The sequence below is a fragment of the Marinifilum fragile genome (assembly GCF_963677365.1).
Classification (GTDB): Bacteria; Bacteroidota; Bacteroidia; order Bacteroidales; family Marinifilaceae; genus Marinifilum; species Marinifilum fragile.
On the sequence record NZ_OY781962.1, the window covers coordinates 3,140,583 to 3,161,657 of the forward strand.

The following is a 21,075-nucleotide window of genomic DNA, read 5'->3' on the forward strand; positions in this document are numbered from 1 at the left end:
TATGCTCTACTTTCAATAACTAACTAATTATATATCGGCATTTCAATTTAATATTTCTCTGTTTCGCCACTGGCTCACACAGAAATTTAAATGGTATAACACCAAAAAATAATTAAAAGCTTATTCCTGCATATAAATGCGTTTTACACGGCGCGAAACAGTGGTAAGTATTTCGTAAGGAATGGTATCGAGCTGCTCGGCCATTTGGCTAACCGGATAATCGTTACCAAAAATGGTAACCGCGTCACCTTCCTTGGCTTCTACATTGCTAAGGTCTATCATGCTCATGTCCATGCAAACATTGCCCACCACAGGGCAAAGCTTGCCGTTTACCAGCACCTTGCCAAGACCATTGCTTAACTTGCGACTGAAACCATCGGCGTAACCAATTGGAATAACGCCTATGCGTGCATCTTTCTCGAGCACGCCTTTGCGTCCGTAACCAATGGTATTTTCTTTCGATACGGTTTTAATTTGCGAAATGGTGGTTTTAAGGGTGCTAACATTCATCAGCTTATCCTGATGCACTGCACTTACGCCATACAAACCAATACCCAAGCGCACCATTTCGAATTGCGCATCGGCAAAACGTTCAATTCCCGCTGAGTTTAGCACATGGCGATCGATGGCATAAGAAAAATGCTGGCGAATCTTATTGCTCCATTGCTTGAACAGTTGTATTTGATGACGGGTGTAATCGTCGTGCTGCTCCTCATCGGCACCAGCCAAATGCGAAAATACCGATCGGATATAGAAATGATCGTTGTTCTGGATTTGGGCAATTAAATCGTCGAGCTCCAACTCCATAAAACCCATGCGATGCATTCCTGTATCGAGCTTTATGTGAATGGGATAATTTTTGACCACATTTTTACGCAAAGCCTGCTGGAATTCGTGCAATATTTTCAGGTTATAGATTTCGGGTTCCAGATTGTACTCAATCATGGTTTCGAAACTATGCGGCTCGGGATTCATCACAATAATGGGGATGTTGATTCCTGCATTTCGAAGCTCCACTCCCTCGTCGGCAATGGCCACTGCAAGATAATCGACCCTATGGTATTGCAAGAGATTGGCAATCTCAACCGATCCACTTCCGTAGGAGAATGCCTTTACCATTACGGTAAGCTTGGTTTGCGGTTTAAGCAGCGATCTGAAATAATTCAGGTTGTGCACCATGGCATTTAAATCGACCTCGAGAACCGTTCTGTGGGCCTTAAATTGCAACGCATTTGATATTCGCTCGAAGTGAAAATCCCTGGCTCCTTTTATCAGGATTACCTCATCTTGGAACTTGCTTCGATTAAATTGCGATAGAAACAAATCGGTATCCTTATAGAATACTGCATTATCGCCAAACAAATCGGCCTGCATGGAAATGCGTTCGCCAATGCCAATGATGCGATCGATTTTTTGCTTGGCAACCAATTTGGCCACCGCCCTGTACAATCTTTTATCGGTATATCCCGATTGGAAGATATCCGACAGAATAATACATTTTTTCTTATCGGTTTGCTGTTGATTCATTAAATCAATGGCAATCTCGAGCGATCCTAAATCGGAATTATAATAGTCGTTAATTAAAGTACAATTGCCAAATCCCTCTTTAATTTCCAGTCGCATGGCAACGGGTTCAAGCTTTAGCATTTCCTGTTTCAAACCCCATTCGTCAACGCCCAGTACCAATGCGGTAACATAGGTAGTAATGGCGTTATCTACAGATGCACGATCGGTAAAAGGAATTGTAAACTCGCTGGTATTTTTCCCAACCTGAATGGTGATATGGGTATGCTTGCCTTTCTGTACCTCCTTTAAAACTCTGCAAAAGGCATGCTTGTTTCTGGCCCAGGTATATTGCTTCTGATTTGGCTCAAGATTTACCACAAAGGAATTTACCACCAAAGCATCATCGGAACAGTACACCACTTTTTTGCAAGTTGCAAACAACTTTAACTTTTCGGATAACAAATGCTGTTTGTCCTCAAAATTTTCTCGATGTGCTTGGCCAAGATGTGTAAATACCCCGATGCTTGGTTGAATAATTTCAGCCAATTGCTGCATCTCTTCAGGCTGAGAAATTCCCGCCTCAAAAATCCCCAAATTCGCATTGGAATTGAGATTCCATACCGATAATGGCACACCAACCTGGGAGTTGTAGCTTTTGGGGCTGCGAACCACCTTGTGAGTATTCTGCAAAACCTGATTCAACCACTCCTTTACAATGGTTTTTCCATTGCTTCCAGTTATACCGATAACGGGAGAATTGAAATGCTCGCGATGCCTGGCTGTTAACGTCTGAAGTGCCTTTAATGTATCCTCGACACGAACAAAGGAGGCATTTGTATATTTGCTGAAATCTAATTCATTATTACTGATTACAAAAGCACGAACGTCTTTCTGGTACAAATCCGAGATGTACTTATGACCGTCGTGGCGATCGCCCACAATGGCAAAAAATACAGTTTCCTCAGGCAGATATAAAGATCTGCTGTCAATTGATATGGATTGAATTTCAAAATCGGCATTACCAATTAGTTTCCCGCCAACAATTTGGCCTATCAATCCTATGGAATACAATTGCTCAGATCTCATATAAGAATGCTTTGAATAAGTGTCTTGGTTTTGTGAAAAATTCTATTTTGTTTCTGAATGATTAATTGCTTTGGTGTAGCACTCCCGACAAAGTGGTTCGTACTCGTCCTTTTCTCCTAGTAAAACCAATTTCTCAGCTTCTGATAATCTGTGAGAATAATTGGCCAAACTTCCACAGCGCATACAAATTGCATGAACTTTGGTTACATATTCGGCACGAGCCATTAAGCTTGGAATTGGACCGAATGGATTGCCTTTAAAATCCATATCCAAACCAGCTACAATTACTCTTACACCTTGATTTGCCAATTCGTTACAAACATCTGATAAACCTTCATCAAAAAATTGTGCTTCATCAATTCCAACAACATCAACATTGCTGGCCAATAGTAAAATATTAGCAGAGGTTTCTACCGGAGTTGATCGAATAGAGTTTTCATTATGCGAAACCACCTCATCTTCGGAGTAACGAACATCAATATGAGGTTTAAAAATTTCTACTTTTTGTTGCGCAATCTTAGCACGATTCAAGCGACGGATTAACTCTTCTGTTTTACCAGAAAACATCGAACCTACAATCACCTCAATCCATCCCTGTCGACCAGCTCTGTTTATATCATTTTCAAGAAACATCTATTATAGTTTAGGTAGTTTTACACCACTTTTCATTGAATTCCAATTGCTTTTAAAAGCACTCAATGTGCAAATGGTGTTATAATGCGATTATTTAAAAATTCAAATGGTTGTTACATCGATATACAAAAATAGGAAAAGAATCTTAGCCGAGAGAAAACAATCAAATCAAAAAAATCTCGTTTCTTTGTATAGAGTTAATTTAAATCAAAAATTGGCTTATTAACTGCTTTAATTCATTAACATGGATCATAAATTACTACTTCAGCTGCTCCAAAATAAAACAGAGGAAATTCAGAATCTTTTGAATCATTTCAAGAACAATCCTGATGATTTGAGTAAAGGTTTGAATCTTTTGTCGGACCGAATTGAAAGCCTTTCAAAAGAATTTGAATTCATGAAGGATAGTTTTTCTAAAGTAAATGCTTCAATTCCCAAAGAAGAAAAAGTAGAATTGCCAAGTACTGAAAGCAATGTATCCGAAATGATTCATCATGAAGTAAAACAGGAAAAAATTACCGAGGTAATTAAAGAAACTGTAGAAATAAAAGCTGAAACCGTGGTAACTGCCTCCGAAAATTCGGCAAATGAAAAAGTTGATACGGAAGAAATATTAAACGACCAACTGCAAAAGAAATCAAATAAGGTAATTGGTGAAAAATTAATCAATAACAAGCTTAGCGATATTCAAACTGCAATTGGTATTAACGATCGTTTTTTATTTATTCGCGAACTGTTTGAAAACAATACGGAAGCATACAATTCCAGTATCAAATTCATTAACGAAACAAGCAATATTAGTGTTATTGAGGAACACTTTAAACACAACACCAATTGGGATTTCGAAAATCCTACGGTAATTCAGTTTATGGAACTTACTAAAAGAAAATTCTAAGAAATGTCAAAATTATACTTAATCCCTACTCCAATAGGAAATTTGGAGGATATGACCATACGATCCATTAATACATTAAAAAGTGTCGATTTAATTTTGGCAGAAGACACCAGAACATCTGGCTTTCTTTTAAAACACTACGAAATTAGCAAGCCTCTTTTGTCTCATCATAAGTTTAACGAACACAAAACCTCCGAAAATATTGCCAATAGAATTTTGGCTGGCGAATCGGTTGCTCTGATATCTGATGCAGGCACACCTGCAATATCAGATCCTGGCTATTTTCTGGTTAAACATTGCGTTGAGCAAGGGATTGAAGTGGAATGTTTACCTGGTGCAACAGCTTTTGTTCCTGCTTTGGTAAACTCTGGATTGCCTAACGACAGGTTTTGCTTTGAAGGATTTCTTCCACAAAAAAAGGGAAGACAAGGAAAGCTAAATGAATTGGCGGAAGAAAGCAGAACCATGATTTTTTATGAGTCGCCTCATCGATTGGTTAAAACCCTACAGCAATTTGCCGAAGTATTTGGCGAGGAAAGAAAAGCTTCTGTTTCGAGAGAGTTGACCAAACTACATGAAGAGAATGCAAGAGGCACACTTGCTGAATTGATTGCTCATTTTAGCTCAAAAACCGTTAAAGGTGAAATTGTAATTGTTGTAGAAGGAAAAACGGCAATAAAGAAAAAGAAAGAGTATATTAAGAAAGACCGAATGTAGTGAATCAACAATACATCTTGATTATTCATTGATCATTATTAATTACTAATTAATTTTTAGTCTTCGTGCGAAAACTTCGGACATGAAATGGCCTTATCGCCAAGTTTCTTCACTTTTTGGCGACGTTTTAGTTTGCGAATTTCTCTTGGATTTGAATAGTTGTAGTTGTAGGTTAAGGACACTTCTAAACCTCCTCTACTGGATGATGCTACCTGCAAATCTGATACGTTGATATCATAGGTTAGCATGATTTTTAATCGTTTTCTCTCGTAACCAAATGCTGGAATTATATCCTGGGTAAATCGATACCACATTCCATAGTGAAAAATTGTACCCTTGTTACCGAAAAGAGTCATGAAGTTTGCACCGGCAATCCACTCATTGGCATTTTTTTCGGTAGTATACATGATTTCAGGCTTGAAATACATTCTTGGACTAATCCTACTTTCGGCACCTGCATGCCATGCAAATCGTCTTTTAAGATTATTGGTACTGTAGTTGATATCCTGACTTTCGTATCGATAAAATGATTCCTTTGGTTCGTTGATATGACTTACAGAGGTTCCCATAAAATATTTCGTCTTGCCTCTAAAATAAGTCATCTGCATCCCCAATGAAAAATCCATATAGAATAGTGATTGGGAAATAAAGTCCTCTCCATTCTCTCCGCCTTCCAATTGTTCTCCAAATGTTAATTTACTCAGATCTACCGATTTATTAATCATTTCAATCCCTGCTCCTGCGTGTATGAACAGCGTATTCCCAGCATTTAAGCTCTTGTTAAGCGAGGATGCAAACATTACCTGAGTGGTTTTCAATCCCCCATCACCTGCTTTATCATTAAAGATCATACCACCAACCCCAATCCAAGATGAACTTAACAATTGGGTTGACAATTTACCATCAACAAAAACAGCCTGAGAAACGAAAGGAATGGTAACACTATTCCACTGATTACGATAATTCATTCCTCCTCGAAGGTTATAATCAGAATTACCTGTAAGAGCCGGATTTAACAATAATGGAATAGAATAGAACTGAGAAGAGTGTACACGTTGGGCTGAGAGTTTAAAAACCCCCAAAATTATAATCAATAAGAAAATAAGAATACTCTTTCTCATAAACACTCATTTGGGTTTGCCATTTACCCCTAAAAATCACAAATACATTGGCATAAAACCCTCAAAACAAAAAACATGAAAATGGGTAATATTTACGCATTATCCAGATATAGCAACATCCAATTTTACAAAATATCTCTCCATTTTGGCGTTTTAAATATAACTAATCAATTTGAGAAACTATCACCAATAAAAATCGATTAGTCAAATCTATCTCAACAAGGTAATATTGCCCTGTTTTTGCATTTGGCTTCCATCCTTAAAGGAAACTTTCAAGAAATATACATAAACATCCATATCCACATTTTGTCCTTTATAGGTACCATCCCATCCATCACCTTTACTGCGATGCATGTGAACCGACTGGAATATTCGATGACCTAATCTGTTATAAATAGTCAAACTCATAGTCTCAACCTCTTCTACATCACCTGCAAGCTCCAGTTTGTCATTTTTACTGTCGCCATTAGGAGAGAATGCTGTTGGCAAATAAACATTGAATTGACTTCCATTGGTTGATACATTAATGGTATCTCTACCGATACAACCAAACTTATTTGTAACCTCTACACGATATTCCCCTGCTTGACTCACTTGAATGACTTGATTGATTTCACTTGGTTTAATTTCAACATCTGTATCAACATACCACATGTATGATACAAAATCATCACCAGCGTCCAGATTCACCACCTGACCATTTGCCAATACAATATCATCTCCCAAGTCTACTTCCGGAGTTGGATTAAACTTAACCTCAATACAATCTTCCTCTGTATTTCCATTCTGATCGGTCACATAAACACAATATTTACTGCTCTTTTCAACATATATTCCCTCATCAGTTGATTCCGAAGGAGTCCAGCGATAAGTTGCAGCAAAGTCTGCATTATTGGTTTTAATTTCAGGTGTCAAATAAATTTTCTCTCCCAAACAAACATTATCAATATCAGGACCTAAATCAACGGCAAATTTACCTTCTCGCTTGGTAACGCTTATTTCATCTGTTCCAACACAACCTTGAGCACTTGTAACTCGAACAGTATATACATTTTCATCTGTTACAGTAATGCTTTGTGTTGTTTCTCCATTTGGCAACCACTCATATGATCCTCCAATGCCACCATCTCCAGCATCAAGTGTTGCACTTTCATCATCAAACAGAACAATATCATCGCCCAAGTCAACAATTGGTAATGCATGAACAGTAATCGTAACTTGATCTGTTTGCTCATTTCCTGCATCATCACGAACGGTTACTGAGTAAACTCCAGATTCGCTAACTGTTAATGTTGAAGTCACTGCTCCATTTGACCATAAATAGTTGTAGTTCTGAGAAATCGATGGATTAGGATTTAAAACAATCTCATCGCCTACACAGATATCCTGATCTTCACCTAACTCAATTGCAAATACATCATTCACACTTGTAATCACAACCTCATCGGAAGCCGAACAGCCATTAGCATTTGTAACGGTTACACCATAAGTGTTACTTGAGTTTACTTGAATGGTTTGACTCGTTTCTCCTGTAGACCATAAATAATCTGCACCTGCATTTCCTGCATCAAGCGTTAACACCTCTGCATCGGCCAATTGATAATCTGCACCCAAATCAACTGTTGGAGCTTTCCAAACCGTTACATTAACAAATGCCGATGATTGCTTGCCTGTTTTGGTATCGGTAACAGTAACAGAATAAACACCTGTTTCACTCACCTCCAATGTATTGTTTACAGATCCATCGGACCATAAATATGTGTATGTTCCATCGAAGTCAATTTCTGGTGTTAGCACTCTGCTTTCTCCCTGACAGAAACTTAAATCAGCTCCCAAACTAACCGAGAAGGATTCAACCACAGTAACATTCGCATAAACTGTATCTCCTGCACAATCAAAAGCACTTCTTTCAATCAATTTCACCTGATAATCTCCTGGTTTCACGGCCCACTGAACATCAAACTTCAATTGACTATGGAAATTATCACTTAAACGACTTGTACTTTCGTTGAGTACTGTTGCTCCAGATGGAACAAAAATCTCATATTTTTCACTCTTCTCGATGGTTGCAGTATATGCCTGAATGGTTCCAGATTGAATTACTGGTTCGTAATCACCAAATGCAGTATTTGGCAGAGCCATTACATCAACTTCCAGTGTTTGATTAGCCAAATCTTCCTCAACCGCTATTCCACTCAAAGTTTTTGCTTCAACAAGCAATATTTCTGCCCTGTGCGTTTTACCCGTTGTATTCGGAATCTCCAAATCAAAAGTAAATGAATTGGTATAAATTTCATTTGCCCCTTCTGGCAATTCAGCCGGAGCTCTATCAATAGAATACTTAAATGTCCAAGGCTTAGGTCCGGTATAATTAACCGTTACACTAAGCTTGCCATTTGTATCCCCACCATTGTTTTTAGCACAAACATATGGCACCTCAAGATCTTCGAATACTGCTGTTGGAGTTGCATCGTCTACCACAACAAGCATAGTAAGTGCTTCTCCGAAACAATGAGTTCCCAAATCTTCAGGATAAACTTTTACTTCATACGTACCAGGATCGTTAAACTGATAGTCTCCCGATTCGAATGTGGTTGATGCCAAATAGGCAACTGATCCATTCGAAGTATTGGTTACCGACCAATGATACTTGTATGAAGCATTTTCATCAACCTTAAAATTAAGCTTTGTTCCCTTTACTACATACTGCTGCGCCACAGCCGCTAATCCTCCCATGAGGATCAGCAGTGCGGCAAGCAGTGTTTTATGTAGTAAGGTTTTAAACATTTATTCTATATTAGAATTTTATACCACCAGTAATTCTTGGTTTTGGCAATACTGTAATTGTTCTTGTTTTATCAGCATCATCAGCAGGTAAAGCCACTGCAGCACCATCCTTAGTAGTAGCACTAACAATTACAACTTTGTAAACTGCATCAGTAGTACCATCGTTGATAAACTGATTTGGCACATCTACTTGATCAGTAGCATTCAAACCATTAACTGTAACATCACTTCCAACCTGTGTATCGGTGGCATCCAGAACCCTATATACCAAATCATAAGGAGCTAAACCTCCTGTAAATTTAACTTGGAAAGAACTACTACCTCCACTTGCTCCACCTCCAAAAATATTTCCATCTAAATCAGAACAAGTTTGAGCATCATCAGCTGCTGCAAATAATACAGAAGATTGTCCTAACACTTCAACCTTAATGGTTTCAGTTTCAGAGATACAGTTAGTTGCATCCGTGGCATAAACAGTAATGTTGTACACACCAACAGCCTGATTCCAGTCCACTGAAATGGCATTGCCTGTAACTGCACTTACATCTGTATTGGTACCTGCTGCATCAACAGTCCAAGTATAAGTATATCCTGCTACAGCAGTAACATTGTAGTTATGCGTAGTTCCCAGGGTAACTTGTTGGTCAGCCTGTGCACTGGCGAAGTGCACAAGACCAAAAGTTAAAGCGATTATTAAATATATTCTCTTCATATTAAGATATTATTAGAAGGTAATTGTTGGTTTAGCTGGAATTGCATGGATTGTGATCGTTAGAGATTCATTACCTGCAGTTGGTGTAAATTCAACTCCATTTGCATCCACTACCTTTACAATCTTAACAACTACAGAAGTAAAGGCAGGATTCACAGAATCAACAACATCCATTGTTGGAATTGTAAATTTATTATCAGTTCCAATAGTTGCTGTATGATCTGCTCCATCAACTTGATAATGAACTGTCATGTCATAATATTCAGCAGCAGCAGGATTACTAGCTAACTTAATATCAAGAGTAACTTCCATTCCTGAAGCAATATTCGCATCATCCGCACAATATACATCTTCAGTACCTGCATTAAATGCTACTGCATAATCATTTGATGCTACATTAACCTGAATCACATAATCATTGGTACACGATGTAGTTTTATTCTGAGCTGTCACTCTTACATAAAAAGTACCATTGGCATTCCATGTAATATTCTTTTTATAACCAACTGCAGGACTAACATCAACTAAAGTGTAATCGCCCACAGCAGCTACTGCTCCAGTATTATCAAGAACTTCCCAAGTCCATGAATGATCTGCAACTTCTGGAACGGTATAAGTAAAATTACCTCCAGCAACAACTCCATCCTGAGTTGCATCAGGAGTTATCTGAGCTTGAGCAGTTCCTAAAATACCAATGCTGAAAACAGCAAGTAATAAGAGTTTTTGTAACTTTTTCATATTTAGTTTTTTTTAGTTTTCTACAGTAATTATAGGTTTCTCCGGCAAAGCAAATATTGTTCTAGAATGAACTCCTTTACCAGCTACAATATTTAGTGTACCACCATATTTATTCGTCGCCGAAATAATGGTTATATTATTGATTGTCTCATTATTTTCATCTTCAATAATGCCTAACACATTAAGCATTTTGTCTGCATAATTAATTGTCGCAGTTCGGTCCGCAGCATCACCATCTAAACGATAGTTCACCGTAACTGGATATTGCGATTCGGCCAATATGGTTCCCGAATCAAACATTGCTATCAATTCTGTAGCAAAACTATTGTCTGCATCAGCACAGTCATCTGATGCCAATTCTTTAAATTCTATGGTTGCTTCAGTTCCTAAAACTTCCAAAGCAAATACTCTTCTCGAAGAACAAGTTATTCCTGAGTTAAACTCTTCAGCGATCACATAATATTTCCCTTCGTTAATGAAGGTGATATTAATTTGAGGTTTTTGATACTCTCCCCCAACAAACAAAAAGTCATCGTCACCATTCAAACCATCGTTATCTGCCAAAAGGGCATCTTTCTGATCAGTCCAATTGCTTACGGTATAAACTTTCCATTCGTAGGTATTTCCGATATTTTCGGCAACCGAGAATTGGTGTGTTGCACCAGGCAATGCCACATAAGGATCCTGAGCCTTAGCTGAAGCCAATACCATCACTGTTACGAACAGTGTCATCAGAATTCTATGTAATTTCCCTATGTGCAAAATTTCTTTTTTTTAGTAAATGCCTTCCCGGATTTTCCCGGGAAGGACTTTTATATGTAAGTCAACAAATTTTACAAGTTAGTCGATTGTAATTTTGCTAGTTTCAGGTGATGCAGTAATCACAAACTCAGCTGGCGTATTGTTCAACTCATTAGCTGCCAATTCGCTAGTATTACCTGCTCCTGTAGTGATAAATGCATTTGAAGCTACAAATCCTAGGGTAATATCATTCGCTGGAGATGGCCCAGGAGTGTTATCAAATTCTACCATAAACGTTACTGAGGATTCACCTGTAGGAATATTGATTGTTGTAGCACCAACAGTTACACCTGAAGTAGTAGTAGTTACAGTTGCTCCTGCTAAAGTAGAATAATCAAATCCCCATGCTCCAGAGGTCCACGCTTGTCCATCAGTACTCATCGAAACAGTAAAGTATCTTTTTGATGTTCCGAAATCATTTGTTGTATTATCAATGATTGCTCCACTACTGTCGTTACAACTAGTTAGGTCTCCACCTGTAATTTCAGTTCCACCATCATTAGTTGCCAATACAAGAAGGTCAATCGCTCCTGCTGAAACTAATATCTCTAATCTTCTTAAAGTTGTACATGCACCCGTAGCATTGGCTTCAGTAACTTCAACATAGAAAGTTCCTGAATTCAACCACTGAATGTCAACCATATTAACATTTACACCTGTTCCTGTTGTAACAAAAGTGAAGTCTGTTGCTTTTGCCAGTGTAGAACCGTCAGATTGGTATACTGCCCATGTATAAGTATTTCCTACATGATCAGCTAAATGCGATGCACCTCCATTTACTTTAAATTTATGCACAGAACCAACAGCATGTGTTGCATCTGCCTGCGCTTGCGCTCCATAAGCAATTAAAGAAATTGCCAGAACCATCGTTATTTTTAATAATCTTTTCATGATATATTAAGTTTTTTAGAGTTTCAAAATTAGTCGGTAGTAATACCTGTTGTTGCAGGTACAGCTTTGATGCTGTATACAATTGTATTATTTGTAGGTGCTGCAGAATCTTTCTCTGGAGTTCCTGTTGCATCTTTAACGGCAGAAAGAACTAACTCAAGATTGAAATCTTTATCTTGTCGGTTATCATTTGTTGTATAAGATACTGTTATTAATACTTCTGTTTCGCCTGCATTAACTACCAATGGGTTTGCTGTTGCATCCTCAACATTAGCTGGATCCACAGTAACCACGTAATCACCAATACCCGCATCTAGCACATGAGATATTGCATAGTTAAATTCCCATTTTACATCTGCTGGCAAACCTTCTGATCGAACTTTAAATACTCTTGTAGTTGTTCCAAAAACATCATCAGAATTATCCCCCAATGTTCCTGCATCCACAACTATGGAAGGATTAATCGTAGCACAAGCCGTTGCATCAGCAGGTGTATTCAGCTCTGCAAAAACATCAAATGCATTAGCCACAACTTTAATTGAAACCTCTCTTACGGTCGGACAACCTCCAGCATAATCTGTTCGTGTTTCTGTCAATCGAAGTTTGTAATCTCCAGCTTTTAACCACTGAATCGTTATATCTTCTGTACCAGCACCAGAAACAACGTGCCATTCCGTACCATCACTCCCCACATCAATGGTCCAAGCTAGTGTACTTGTACCAATAGTACCTTTGGTTACACTATAGGTATGGGTTGAATTTTCGTAAGGAAGTAATCCTGTGTTCTGCGCAAACAACTGCCCTCCTATGAACAAAAAGCAAAGTGCAATTAATATTTTTATCGTTTTCATATCAATAGTTTTTTATTATTTAGAACGAAATGTTTGACGATCCTGCAAGAGGTTTAAGCGTAACAACCTGAGTTCTATCGGATGTTACTGCTGGCATATCAGTGTTATCTGGAGTAGTAATAGCGCCTTTAATAGCTCTACCATTAGTTACATTTAATGTTACAGGTCCACCATTAGTTACTTTACCTGAAACTAAAACTTTGATTGTAACTGTACCTGATGTTGCAGCATCTGTTGCATTTGCAGTAACATTAAAGTTTCCATTACCTGTTCCTGCAGTTTTAGTTCCTCCAGTTACTGTTACATCGGCGGCATTTGCAATAGTAACTCCTGTTGGCATAACAAAATCACAAGTAAATTGATAATTATCGATACTAAACCCACTCTCTTTTGTCATATTAACAGTGAAAGTTAGTTCTGTTTGAACGTCCGATTTGTTCTTATAAACATCCCAATCTAAAACATTACTTTCCTCGCTATTACATTCTTCACCATCAGCAGCTAAATCCAAATAGAATGAATTTGTATGAACTGTTACTGGCATTGTTCTTCTTGTAGAACACCCATTCAATGTCTCGGTATACTGAATTACATAGTCACCTGCAGTACTCCATGTAATATCCATATTATCATTTCCATTAGTCCCTAATGATACTTTAGATGAAGCATCAGTGGTACCGTCAGATTCAAATACAGCCCAAACAATAGTTCCTCCATCATCTGTTACTTTATAGTTATGCGTGGTTCCCAAATAAGGGTCATCTCCATCCCCAAGAGTTCCTGGTGTTCCACTCTGAGCAAGGGCATTTACAGTTAGTAATGCTAAAATTGCTGTAGCCGAAAAAAGATGTAATAGTTTTTTCATGTCGATTATATTTGTTTTTTATTATTCTCTAATAAGTTATTCCACTAGGGTTTGGTTTATGCTTTATTGTAATTGTATAAGATTCTATATTTGATACATTACCACTTTCATCAATAACTCTATATAATATGGTTGATACACCTTCAGGAAATTCAAAGCCGCTCGGGTCTGAAACCGAAGCTCCAGTTGCTGCTGATCCATAATCATTGGCAAAACTAGCATCTGGCAATTGAATTCTATATTGAACCATAAATGTGTTTGAACAATTATCACTATATCTTCCAACAGGCAAAGCAATGCCTGAAAAGGTTTTTACTTGGGAAATTTCATTCTCTGCACAATCTTCAATACTTAAATCTGACAATAATGAAAGTACCGGAGGCTCTTTATCTTCAACTGTTACAGTGGCGGTACAAGTTGATTGATTCCCAGCTTGATCTTCCACAGTTAGCGTAACAACATTAGCACCCATATTTGTGCAATCAAACGTACTCTTGTCAATCGTCAATACCAATGCTTCCTGTGCAGAACAATTATCTGTACTGCCATTATTTACATCAGTGGCATTAATGGTAACATTACCAGAAGCATCTAATTGTACCGTAATATCTTTACAGATTGCAGTAGGAGCTACATTATCGCCTAATACATCCATCTCGTACGTAGATTCATTACCAGCCTCATCTGTTGCTGTAAGTATCACTTTTTCGCCTCCAAATACTTTTTCGCCTGCAGCAGGATTTTGAGTAATCACAAGATCTGCATCACAATTATCAATTGCATCAACGCCTACTGTATAATCTGGCAAAGTAAATTCACAAGTACCTCCCAAATCAATTGTATTTGCAGGAAGAGTAGCTTTGATAAATTGCGGAGGTTCTACATCCGAATTAACAGAATAAAATTGTATACCATCTATTAAGTTCCCTGAACTAGATGATGGACTAACTGTTTCAATTTGGAAACGCACTTTACCCCCTGGCAATGAGCTTGGAACTGTATAAGATCCTGAATGAACCACCCAAGCATCTCCATTGTCATTAGAAATTGTTGCTACATCAGAAAGACTTCCTACAGGACCAATTCTTAAACGTATTGTTTCAGAGCTATTGTTTCTATACCTATACGTAACAGCCCACACCATTTCAGCACCAGCGTTAACATCAATATCCTGATACATGGTATTGGCCCCATTTGAATTCAATTCACAAAACTGGCCTCCATCTGGTGTAGTAACACCTGAAAAGCCCGATCTCCAAATCTCAATTCCGTAAGGAGTACTATTCCAACCATTTACCGTTGAATAAACTTTCCAATCCTGAGTTAATACAGGTTCATTAAAGGTCCAATTCTCAATTGTTGTTTCACAAGGAGATACAACATAAATTGAAAACAATTCTGAATATCCACCAATACCACAAGCATTTGTCCCTCTAACTTTTAATTCTCCCGAAGTTGCGTTAGAATCAAAGTTTACAGAAATTTCATCCCCATTGTTTGTGATATTTGCACCTGTTCCTGAATATTCCCATTCATAATTTGTGGCATTTGTTATCGCAGGTATTCTGTAAATAACCCCAGTTTGACCTGATTGAACAATTGCATCTCCTGTAATATTACCAGCATCTAAAGGGGAAGTAAGAACGGTAGTGGTTATGCCTGCATAGGTAGATATACAACCATTACCATTGGTAACATCAACAGTTACCTCCTGACCGTTTGTTAAACCTGTGGTGGAATAAGTAGAACCTGTTCCATTTTGAACACTGATTCCATCAACCTTAAAATTATAATTTGCCCCACCAGTAGCGGTAAATATCACGTTATCACCTGTACAAATCGAATTATCAGAATCACTGCTAGTTAATGTGCCTGATGGTGAAGCTTGAACATACACTGTTAATTTTATCACATTCGAAGAACAACTAGAATTTGATTCTACGATCTCAACCGTAAAAGTACCTTCACTTATCCATGTTTGAGAAAAGCTATCTTTGAAATAATTTGATTTATCACTATCAGGATGAACAGGATGATTAGTAACATCCGCTGCATCAATTGTATGCACCACAGTAACTAAAGGGGTAGTAGCTGGAGAAGTATTTACTTTCCATTCTACTGTAGATCCATCAAAACCATACATATGATAGTCCACAGTTTGTCCTACACAAACATGCTGTTCAGTAGCTTGTCCCCAACCTTTAGTTAAGCCAAAAACAAAAATGAATAGTAAGAAGAATGTTATATGGCGTAAAAATCTTATCAAATGCTCTTTTTTAGTGTGTATATGGTGCTTACAGCGCTTAAAAATAAGTTATTTTTTCTCATTTTATAAACATCTATACGGCAATTGTTAAAAAGTGTTTACTTATTTTTTGATTAATTTCATCATAACAGATTTTTTTATCTGTTTTTAGCATTGGTTAATCATTCTTAAACAAACATTCATAAGGTAATAACCGATCTTTATCAATACGAACAACATGCTCATCTATAATAAAATACCCCCAATCAACAAAAACCAAATAACGATATCATTCATAAAAATGACTCTACATAAAAAGTCATTTTTTTAGGGTTGGCAAATATACACAAGACATGCAAAAAAAAAGAGAGGATATTATCTTAAATTTAGGAACATATCCCAGAATCTTACCAACTACATCGTGCTTTACACTAAAAGATTAAAATAGTAAAGTAATCAGATAAATAGCCTTGAAGAAAAAGCGAAATTTTATCGTAACACAGCATATTAATGAACACCCTTAAAGCTTTTATATATTCATCAATGCTTTTGTTATTTATTGAAGAGTTTTTTTGAGAACCTTTAATTTCCAAATTAATATCATTTATTATTCAAAGGATTCAGTAAAAAAATTGAAAATATATGGTAATACCAAACCTTGGTATTTTAAAACATTTAGCTATTCATTAAAGATGCCAATAGGATTAGGAGTTTCCACCACATCAATGGTAATAATATTTGAATAGGTAACACAACCAGCTCCTTTACTTGCTTGACGCACAAAAAAAGTAGTTTGTGTAATTGGACCTATGTCTGAGGTATAATCCAGATACTCGGCATTTTCAATTAAAGTCCAGCTAATCAAATCCGTTTTAGGATCAGAATTTAGCTTGGTTGTATAATACCATTGATAAGTAAATGTTGTCGCGTTACCCGATGTTGTAGCCGGAAGAACATTTAACAAGCCAGAAGGCTCATTGTCCAAACAAATTTCCTGATCGCTTGTTATTTCACCCCCCGAAAAATTTACTCCACAAATTGCCTGGTAAATAGGATTGATCATAAGATCTTCTTCTCCTCCAAAATTACAATTATTCTGATAATCAGTCAAACCATCGTTGCTGGCAGCTCCATCACATTGCAATACAGGATAAAGATTTGGATTCAAATGATTACCGTCATCAGATCCATCAATTGATCCCAATATATATACATTGGAAGGGTCGGAACTTGTAAACCCCCCCTGATTCGTATCAGATCCTGTGTGCACAAAATTACCCAGTACAATTAAAGTGCCTCCAGCTTCGATGGTCATTTTATTCTCTGTTATCAAATCCCCCTCTATAATCAGAACACCATTAGTTTGAATCACTACATCAGAATTATTATCAACAACCAAGTTTCTCACCATCAACTTTCCTGTACCTGTAATAGTAAGCAAGTTCTTGTTTAATTGTAAATCGGGATTGGGATCTGAACGACGATCATCCTCGGTAGAAATAGTTATTGAAGTTTGCCCAGGAGGAGGAATGACACCTGCTAAATTATAAAATGCTATACTAATTAGAGTAATTATGATACAAAGCTTTTTCATACACCTAGGGATTTTCCAAGTTTGAACTCCTCAATTTAACTAAATTAAACCACATATACGAAAAAGCGATAAATTTGTTTAAGATTTACAAATTCATCGCTTTTATAATAGTTTTATTCTTATTTAGTTTAATCTAATAAAATATCCCGATAGGTTTTGGCTCGGTTTTTACCTGAACATCTATACTGGTTTGGCATGATTTATAATCCCGTACAGTAACAGTATAGGTTTGAGGTGCCAATCCAGTCACATGGTCGATATTCAAGCCTGCATCATGACTCCAAAGATAATCATACTCAGCACCTGTTATACGAGGTGTTCCACCTGAAGCTTCAACCTTAATTTCTCCATCTGTTCCATCCGAACAAAGATTTGACTCTGCTGTCTTCAGAGATACAATAGGATTTGGATTTACTTGAATTCCACTCACACTTTGACTTGCACTACAATTATTATTTGAAACCACCTCGAATGTGTACGTTCGCGATGTTAGAACATTGGTTACAGGAACTGCCTTTACACTAAGCCCAGCTCCTGTGATTTCTGAGGAAGGACTCCAATTGTAGGTTGGATTAATTGCATTAGACACATTAGCAGTTAAACTAATCTCAGCCTCACTACACACCTCCGTTTTATTAGCTACCAAACTATTAATAACTGGTGTTGGCTTAACTATTACCACAACATCATCCGACGATTCACATGCTTTTCCAACTCCGTCAGAAACAGTTAGGGTATATATATAAACACCTGCAGGAACATTGGGTGATATTGTAGGATTCTCGCTATTCAAATCCATATTGGTTAATCCTATAGCTTTATCACAAGTCCACTCGTATACAATTCCCCCAGTACCATTTAATGTTCTAGATGTTTCTTTTTCACACATTTCAAAATCAGCACCTGCATTCGCTTTTAAATCAGTTGGCAAAGGAATATTAATCGCAACATCTTTAGAACTACATGAAAATTTATCTTTTATCGTAACCATATGAGCACCAACCGTGTAGGTTCCCTGAAACTTGTTCTCTTCTTGAAAAGCCCCACCGTCCAATGAATACAAGTAATTAACAGGGTCCAAGCCATCTTTTAATTCAATAATGATTGTAGAAATGGCAGCACCTCCTCCACAAGTTACATTGGAAATTGCATTGGCCTTAATTTCTCCAACGTCCAAAATATCAATCTTTTTTCGGAAATAATCAGAAGCGTCGGTACTACAAGGACAACCTCTTAATACCTCAAATAAAATATCTTTGGCACCAGAAACCTCGTTACTGGCCATATAATAAATCTTAATATCTGATTGACCAGAAGCAAATGTAACATCTTCAGGAAAGTTCCCAATTTTGGTTCCATCCTCAGTTACTTCAAAATAATCAACTCCATTAACGGCCGTTCCTGAAATATTTACATGGAAGGTATATTCTTCATCCAAGTTTTCTTTCCTTGAAAAACTAATGTAACTCTTGTCACAACCACGGTACATCACAGACTTATCTCCATCCAATCCATCCAGTTTATTTTCCACTATTACCTCGTTGGATTTAAAACTTTTGGCTTCTAAAAATACTGCAGAGTTATAATCCTGATCATTTCTATCATACACTATCAACTTTATATGATAGGTTTCACATGCTTTAACATCAGCTCTAGCTTTCAAGATCTTTGTTCGCCCATCAAAAGCTATTGGGTAACCTCCTATTTCTTCCACATACAAGCTAGAATTATCAGGACATGAAGGGCATTGATTCTTATATACATTATTGATACTTACCTGATCGCCTGACTCTGTTAAGGCTATATTTTTTCCGCTCAAACCAGTATCATTAGAAATTCCTGGACCACTTATAATAAAAGCAAATCCATCATTGTAATCCGTACAAGCATAACCATTGTATTCTTCGGAAGCAAAAATATAGTTAAACTCTAACTTATTTCCTGCTGGAACAAAGTCAAATTCCAATATCTGGGCATCGAAATATTTTCTATCCCAACCAACAATACTCCCCCACCAATTGAATCGAGGCTTTGTATCAGCCAAAAACATCAAATCAGAGTCTTGGCTGCCTTCATCAAAGTCAAATCCACCTATTGCATCACGTCCACTTCTACTAGCAGGTCCTATTGCATTTTCTACATTCCCTGTTGACATGATAACCCCCGAACTTAAAGGGAAATCAGAATCACCCTTTTCAAAATATCCTATTCCTTGAGCTTGATCACCATTAAAAGTAATGCTGTTAGCGGTCAAACATCCAGTTACCAAAACATTTTGCACTAAATCTTCTGGAGAGGTCCCTATGCTCACATCTTGAGTGTTGATTTTAATAGGGGCAGTTGATGGTTTATCATCATCAACAATTGTTATCGTTTGTTGTTGAGTGCCATTTTCATTGGCATTAATCACCCCAATAACATCTATAATAACATCTCTATCACCATCGTTAGTATTGTTATTTATTGCCGTTAAAATAACAGTCTTTGAAAGACTTCCTGCTGGTACCACAATCGTATTGGGGCAATTGTAATCAGCCGATGGCGCAGACCCTGTGAATCCCAAATTAACAGTGATATCATTAACTGATACTTCATCTAAACTAGCAATAATGCTAACACTTTCTCCATTTTCATCAACCATTGAACTTCCTGTTATCAAGCTAACAATAGGAAACTTTGGTAGAATATTTAAGGTATAATCTTCTACTTCTCCATAAAACCCAGTTTCACAGCTTTCGGGGTAATTATCATATTTCGCGGAAACCCTCATTCTAGTTGTACCAAAAACAGCATCATTCGGAACTGCAATACTATAGGGTGAGTTACTTGTAGCACCATTGGATTCATTCCAAACAAACCCTAAATTATACATCTCCACATCTTCAAACAGCTTATTTTGATTCCAATCAATCCAAGCTCTTGCATATATTCTATTTCTTCCTGCAGAATTTAGCTTCACAACTAAACCATATGAACTCCCCTTATTTACATCGGAAGCAACACCTAAATTATCAGTATATATCGGATAGGCAGAACTTGCTTCATTTATTTCATTAAAAGCTACCGATGTAATTCCAATATCATAGTTTACACCAGAAGAAGTGCAGTACCCCAAATCATTTGAGATATTCAAGTTAACTTCCTGTTCTCCTTCTGCAACACAGTTTTGTCTGGAAGTAATAGCAATCTTTAAGTCAACATTGGATGATCCCCAAATCTGATAAACCCCTTTAATCTTAAATGAAAAACTAGTTTCATTTCCTTGGAATTCGTGGTAATACACAGGAGGATCAATTGTGAAATCATACCCACTACTTCCTGTTCCATTCGTATTATAACTTAAAGAAATTGAAGCTGGCCGTCGCCTCAAACTTCTTTTACTCAAACTAACCGTTACTGTAGCTTCACCACCATCCTTCAATATTCTGGTTTTATCTATGCTAATTGATATTTTAGGGTAACTTTGAGCTGAAATTGTATTAGTTACAAAACAAAACAATACCAATAATAATGCTCTAGAGAAAAAAGTATGCATACTACTTACTGTTTAACAGTTAATATTTTTTAAGGGGGAGCCAAATATAACTGATTTACTAGAATTTAAAGAACATCATAAGTGTTTTTTACATTAAG

General features: G+C 37.1%; 15 protein-coding genes. 2 read left to right on the plus strand and 13 right to left on the minus strand.

Going from position 1 to position 21,075, the window contains the following annotated elements:
• Positions 1–120: 120 nt before the first annotated feature.
• Both ACKPCA_RS12475 and ACKPCA_RS12480 read right to left on the minus strand, forming a co-directional pair.
• A complete protein-coding gene (locus ACKPCA_RS12475) occupies positions 121–2,592 on the minus strand; it encodes a bifunctional UDP-N-acetylmuramoyl-tripeptide:D-alanyl-D-alanine ligase/alanine racemase (RefSeq protein ID WP_321279382.1) in 2,472 nt (823 codons plus the stop codon).
• A gap of 42 nt (positions 2,593–2,634) precedes the next feature.
• Positions 2,635–3,225 carry a thymidine kinase gene (locus tag ACKPCA_RS12480; RefSeq protein WP_321279383.1) on the minus strand — a complete coding sequence of 197 codons (591 nt, stop codon included), beginning with the start codon at positions 3,223–3,225 and terminating at the stop codon, positions 2,635–2,637.
• Between the two features lie 244 nt (positions 3,226–3,469).
• Here ACKPCA_RS12480 and ACKPCA_RS12485 point away from each other — a divergent pair, with 244 nt between their 5' ends.
• Together ACKPCA_RS12485 and rsmI are read left to right on the plus strand one after the other, a co-directional pair.
• Positions 3,470–4,120, plus strand: a complete 651-nt coding sequence (locus ACKPCA_RS12485; protein WP_321279384.1) for a hypothetical protein — start codon at positions 3,470–3,472, stop codon at positions 4,118–4,120.
• Between the two features lie 3 nt (positions 4,121–4,123).
• A complete protein-coding gene (gene rsmI, locus ACKPCA_RS12490; protein WP_321279385.1) occupies positions 4,124–4,837 on the plus strand; it encodes a 16S rRNA (cytidine(1402)-2'-O)-methyltransferase in 714 nt (237 codons plus the stop codon).
• A gap of 56 nt (positions 4,838–4,893) precedes the next feature.
• On the opposite strand, the gene ACKPCA_RS12495 is transcribed toward rsmI, so the two are convergent.
• The 11 genes from ACKPCA_RS12495 to ACKPCA_RS12545 form a co-directional block, all read right to left on the minus strand.
• Positions 4,894–5,958, minus strand: a complete 1,065-nt coding sequence (locus ACKPCA_RS12495) for a PorP/SprF family type IX secretion system membrane protein (RefSeq protein ID WP_054720804.1) — start codon at positions 5,956–5,958, stop codon at positions 4,894–4,896.
• Between the two features lie 210 nt (positions 5,959–6,168).
• A complete protein-coding gene (locus tag ACKPCA_RS12500; protein ID WP_321279386.1) occupies positions 6,169–8,745 on the minus strand; it encodes a T9SS type B sorting domain-containing protein in 2,577 nt (858 codons plus the stop codon).
• 10 nt (positions 8,746–8,755) lie between these two features.
• The gene (locus ACKPCA_RS12505; RefSeq protein ID WP_321279387.1) at positions 8,756–9,457 is read right to left on the minus strand and encodes a hypothetical protein; all 702 of its coding nucleotides are present in this window, start codon (positions 9,455–9,457) and stop codon (positions 8,756–8,758) included.
• Between the two features lie 12 nt (positions 9,458–9,469).
• Positions 9,470–10,195, minus strand: coding sequence for a hypothetical protein (locus ACKPCA_RS12510; protein WP_321279389.1), 726 nt, complete (start codon positions 10,193–10,195; stop codon positions 9,470–9,472).
• Positions 10,196–10,207: 12 nt separating this feature from the next.
• Positions 10,208–10,927, minus strand: a complete 720-nt coding sequence (locus ACKPCA_RS12515) for a hypothetical protein (RefSeq protein WP_321279390.1) — start codon at positions 10,925–10,927, stop codon at positions 10,208–10,210.
• Between the two features lie 108 nt (positions 10,928–11,035).
• Positions 11,036–11,887 carry a hypothetical protein gene (locus tag ACKPCA_RS12520; RefSeq protein WP_054720791.1) on the minus strand — a complete coding sequence of 284 codons (852 nt, stop codon included), beginning with the start codon at positions 11,885–11,887 and terminating at the stop codon, positions 11,036–11,038.
• A gap of 29 nt (positions 11,888–11,916) precedes the next feature.
• The gene (locus tag ACKPCA_RS12525; RefSeq protein ID WP_321279393.1) at positions 11,917–12,738 is read right to left on the minus strand and encodes a hypothetical protein; all 822 of its coding nucleotides are present in this window, start codon (positions 12,736–12,738) and stop codon (positions 11,917–11,919) included.
• Positions 12,739–12,757: 19 nt separating this feature from the next.
• Positions 12,758–13,603: a hypothetical protein gene (locus tag ACKPCA_RS12530; protein ID WP_054720787.1), complete on the minus strand. Its 846-nt coding sequence runs from the start codon at positions 13,601–13,603 to the stop codon at positions 12,758–12,760.
• A 28-nt stretch (positions 13,604–13,631) separates the two neighbouring features.
• Complete coding sequence (locus tag ACKPCA_RS12535) at positions 13,632–15,869, minus strand: hypothetical protein (RefSeq protein ID WP_321279394.1); 2,238 nt, start codon at positions 15,867–15,869, stop codon at positions 13,632–13,634.
• 658 nt (positions 15,870–16,527) lie between these two features.
• On the minus strand, positions 16,528–17,442 hold the full coding sequence (locus ACKPCA_RS12540; protein ID WP_321279395.1) for a hypothetical protein: 915 nt from the start codon (positions 17,440–17,442) through the stop codon (positions 16,528–16,530).
• Positions 17,443–17,575: 133 nt separating this feature from the next.
• The gene (locus ACKPCA_RS12545) at positions 17,576–20,977 is read right to left on the minus strand and encodes a choice-of-anchor L domain-containing protein (protein ID WP_321279396.1); all 3,402 of its coding nucleotides are present in this window, start codon (positions 20,975–20,977) and stop codon (positions 17,576–17,578) included.
• Positions 20,978–21,075 lie beyond the last annotated feature (98 nt).

Bases quoted from the DNA above. Each gene is read 5' to 3' on its own strand.
- ACKPCA_RS12475 (WP_321279382.1), bottom strand. From the start codon at position 2,592: ATGAGATCTGAGCAATTGTATTCCATAGGATTGATAGGCCAAATTGTT.
- ACKPCA_RS12480 (WP_321279383.1), bottom strand. From the start codon at position 3,225: ATGTTTCTTGAAAATGATATAAACAGAGCTGGTCGACAGGGATGGATT.
- ACKPCA_RS12485 (WP_321279384.1), top strand. From the start codon at position 3,470: ATGGATCATAAATTACTACTTCAGCTGCTCCAAAATAAAACAGAGGAA.
- rsmI (WP_321279385.1), top strand. From the start codon at position 4,124: ATGTCAAAATTATACTTAATCCCTACTCCAATAGGAAATTTGGAGGAT.
- ACKPCA_RS12495 (WP_054720804.1), bottom strand. From the start codon at position 5,958: ATGAGAAAGAGTATTCTTATTTTCTTATTGATTATAATTTTGGGGGTT.
- ACKPCA_RS12500 (WP_321279386.1), bottom strand. From the start codon at position 8,745: ATGTTTAAAACCTTACTACATAAAACACTGCTTGCCGCACTGCTGATC.
- ACKPCA_RS12505 (WP_321279387.1), bottom strand. From the start codon at position 9,457: ATGAAGAGAATATATTTAATAATCGCTTTAACTTTTGGTCTTGTGCAC.
- ACKPCA_RS12510 (WP_321279389.1), bottom strand. From the start codon at position 10,195: ATGAAAAAGTTACAAAAACTCTTATTACTTGCTGTTTTCAGCATTGGT.
- ACKPCA_RS12515 (WP_321279390.1), bottom strand. From the start codon at position 10,927: ATGACACTGTTCGTAACAGTGATGGTATTGGCTTCAGCTAAGGCTCAG.
- ACKPCA_RS12520 (WP_054720791.1), bottom strand. From the start codon at position 11,887: ATGAAAAGATTATTAAAAATAACGATGGTTCTGGCAATTTCTTTAATT.
- ACKPCA_RS12525 (WP_321279393.1), bottom strand. From the start codon at position 12,738: ATGAAAACGATAAAAATATTAATTGCACTTTGCTTTTTGTTCATAGGA.
- ACKPCA_RS12530 (WP_054720787.1), bottom strand. From the start codon at position 13,603: ATGAAAAAACTATTACATCTTTTTTCGGCTACAGCAATTTTAGCATTA.
- ACKPCA_RS12540 (WP_321279395.1), bottom strand. From the start codon at position 17,442: ATGAAAAAGCTTTGTATCATAATTACTCTAATTAGTATAGCATTTTAT.
- ACKPCA_RS12545 (WP_321279396.1), bottom strand. From the start codon at position 20,977: ATGCATACTTTTTTCTCTAGAGCATTATTATTGGTATTGTTTTGTTTT.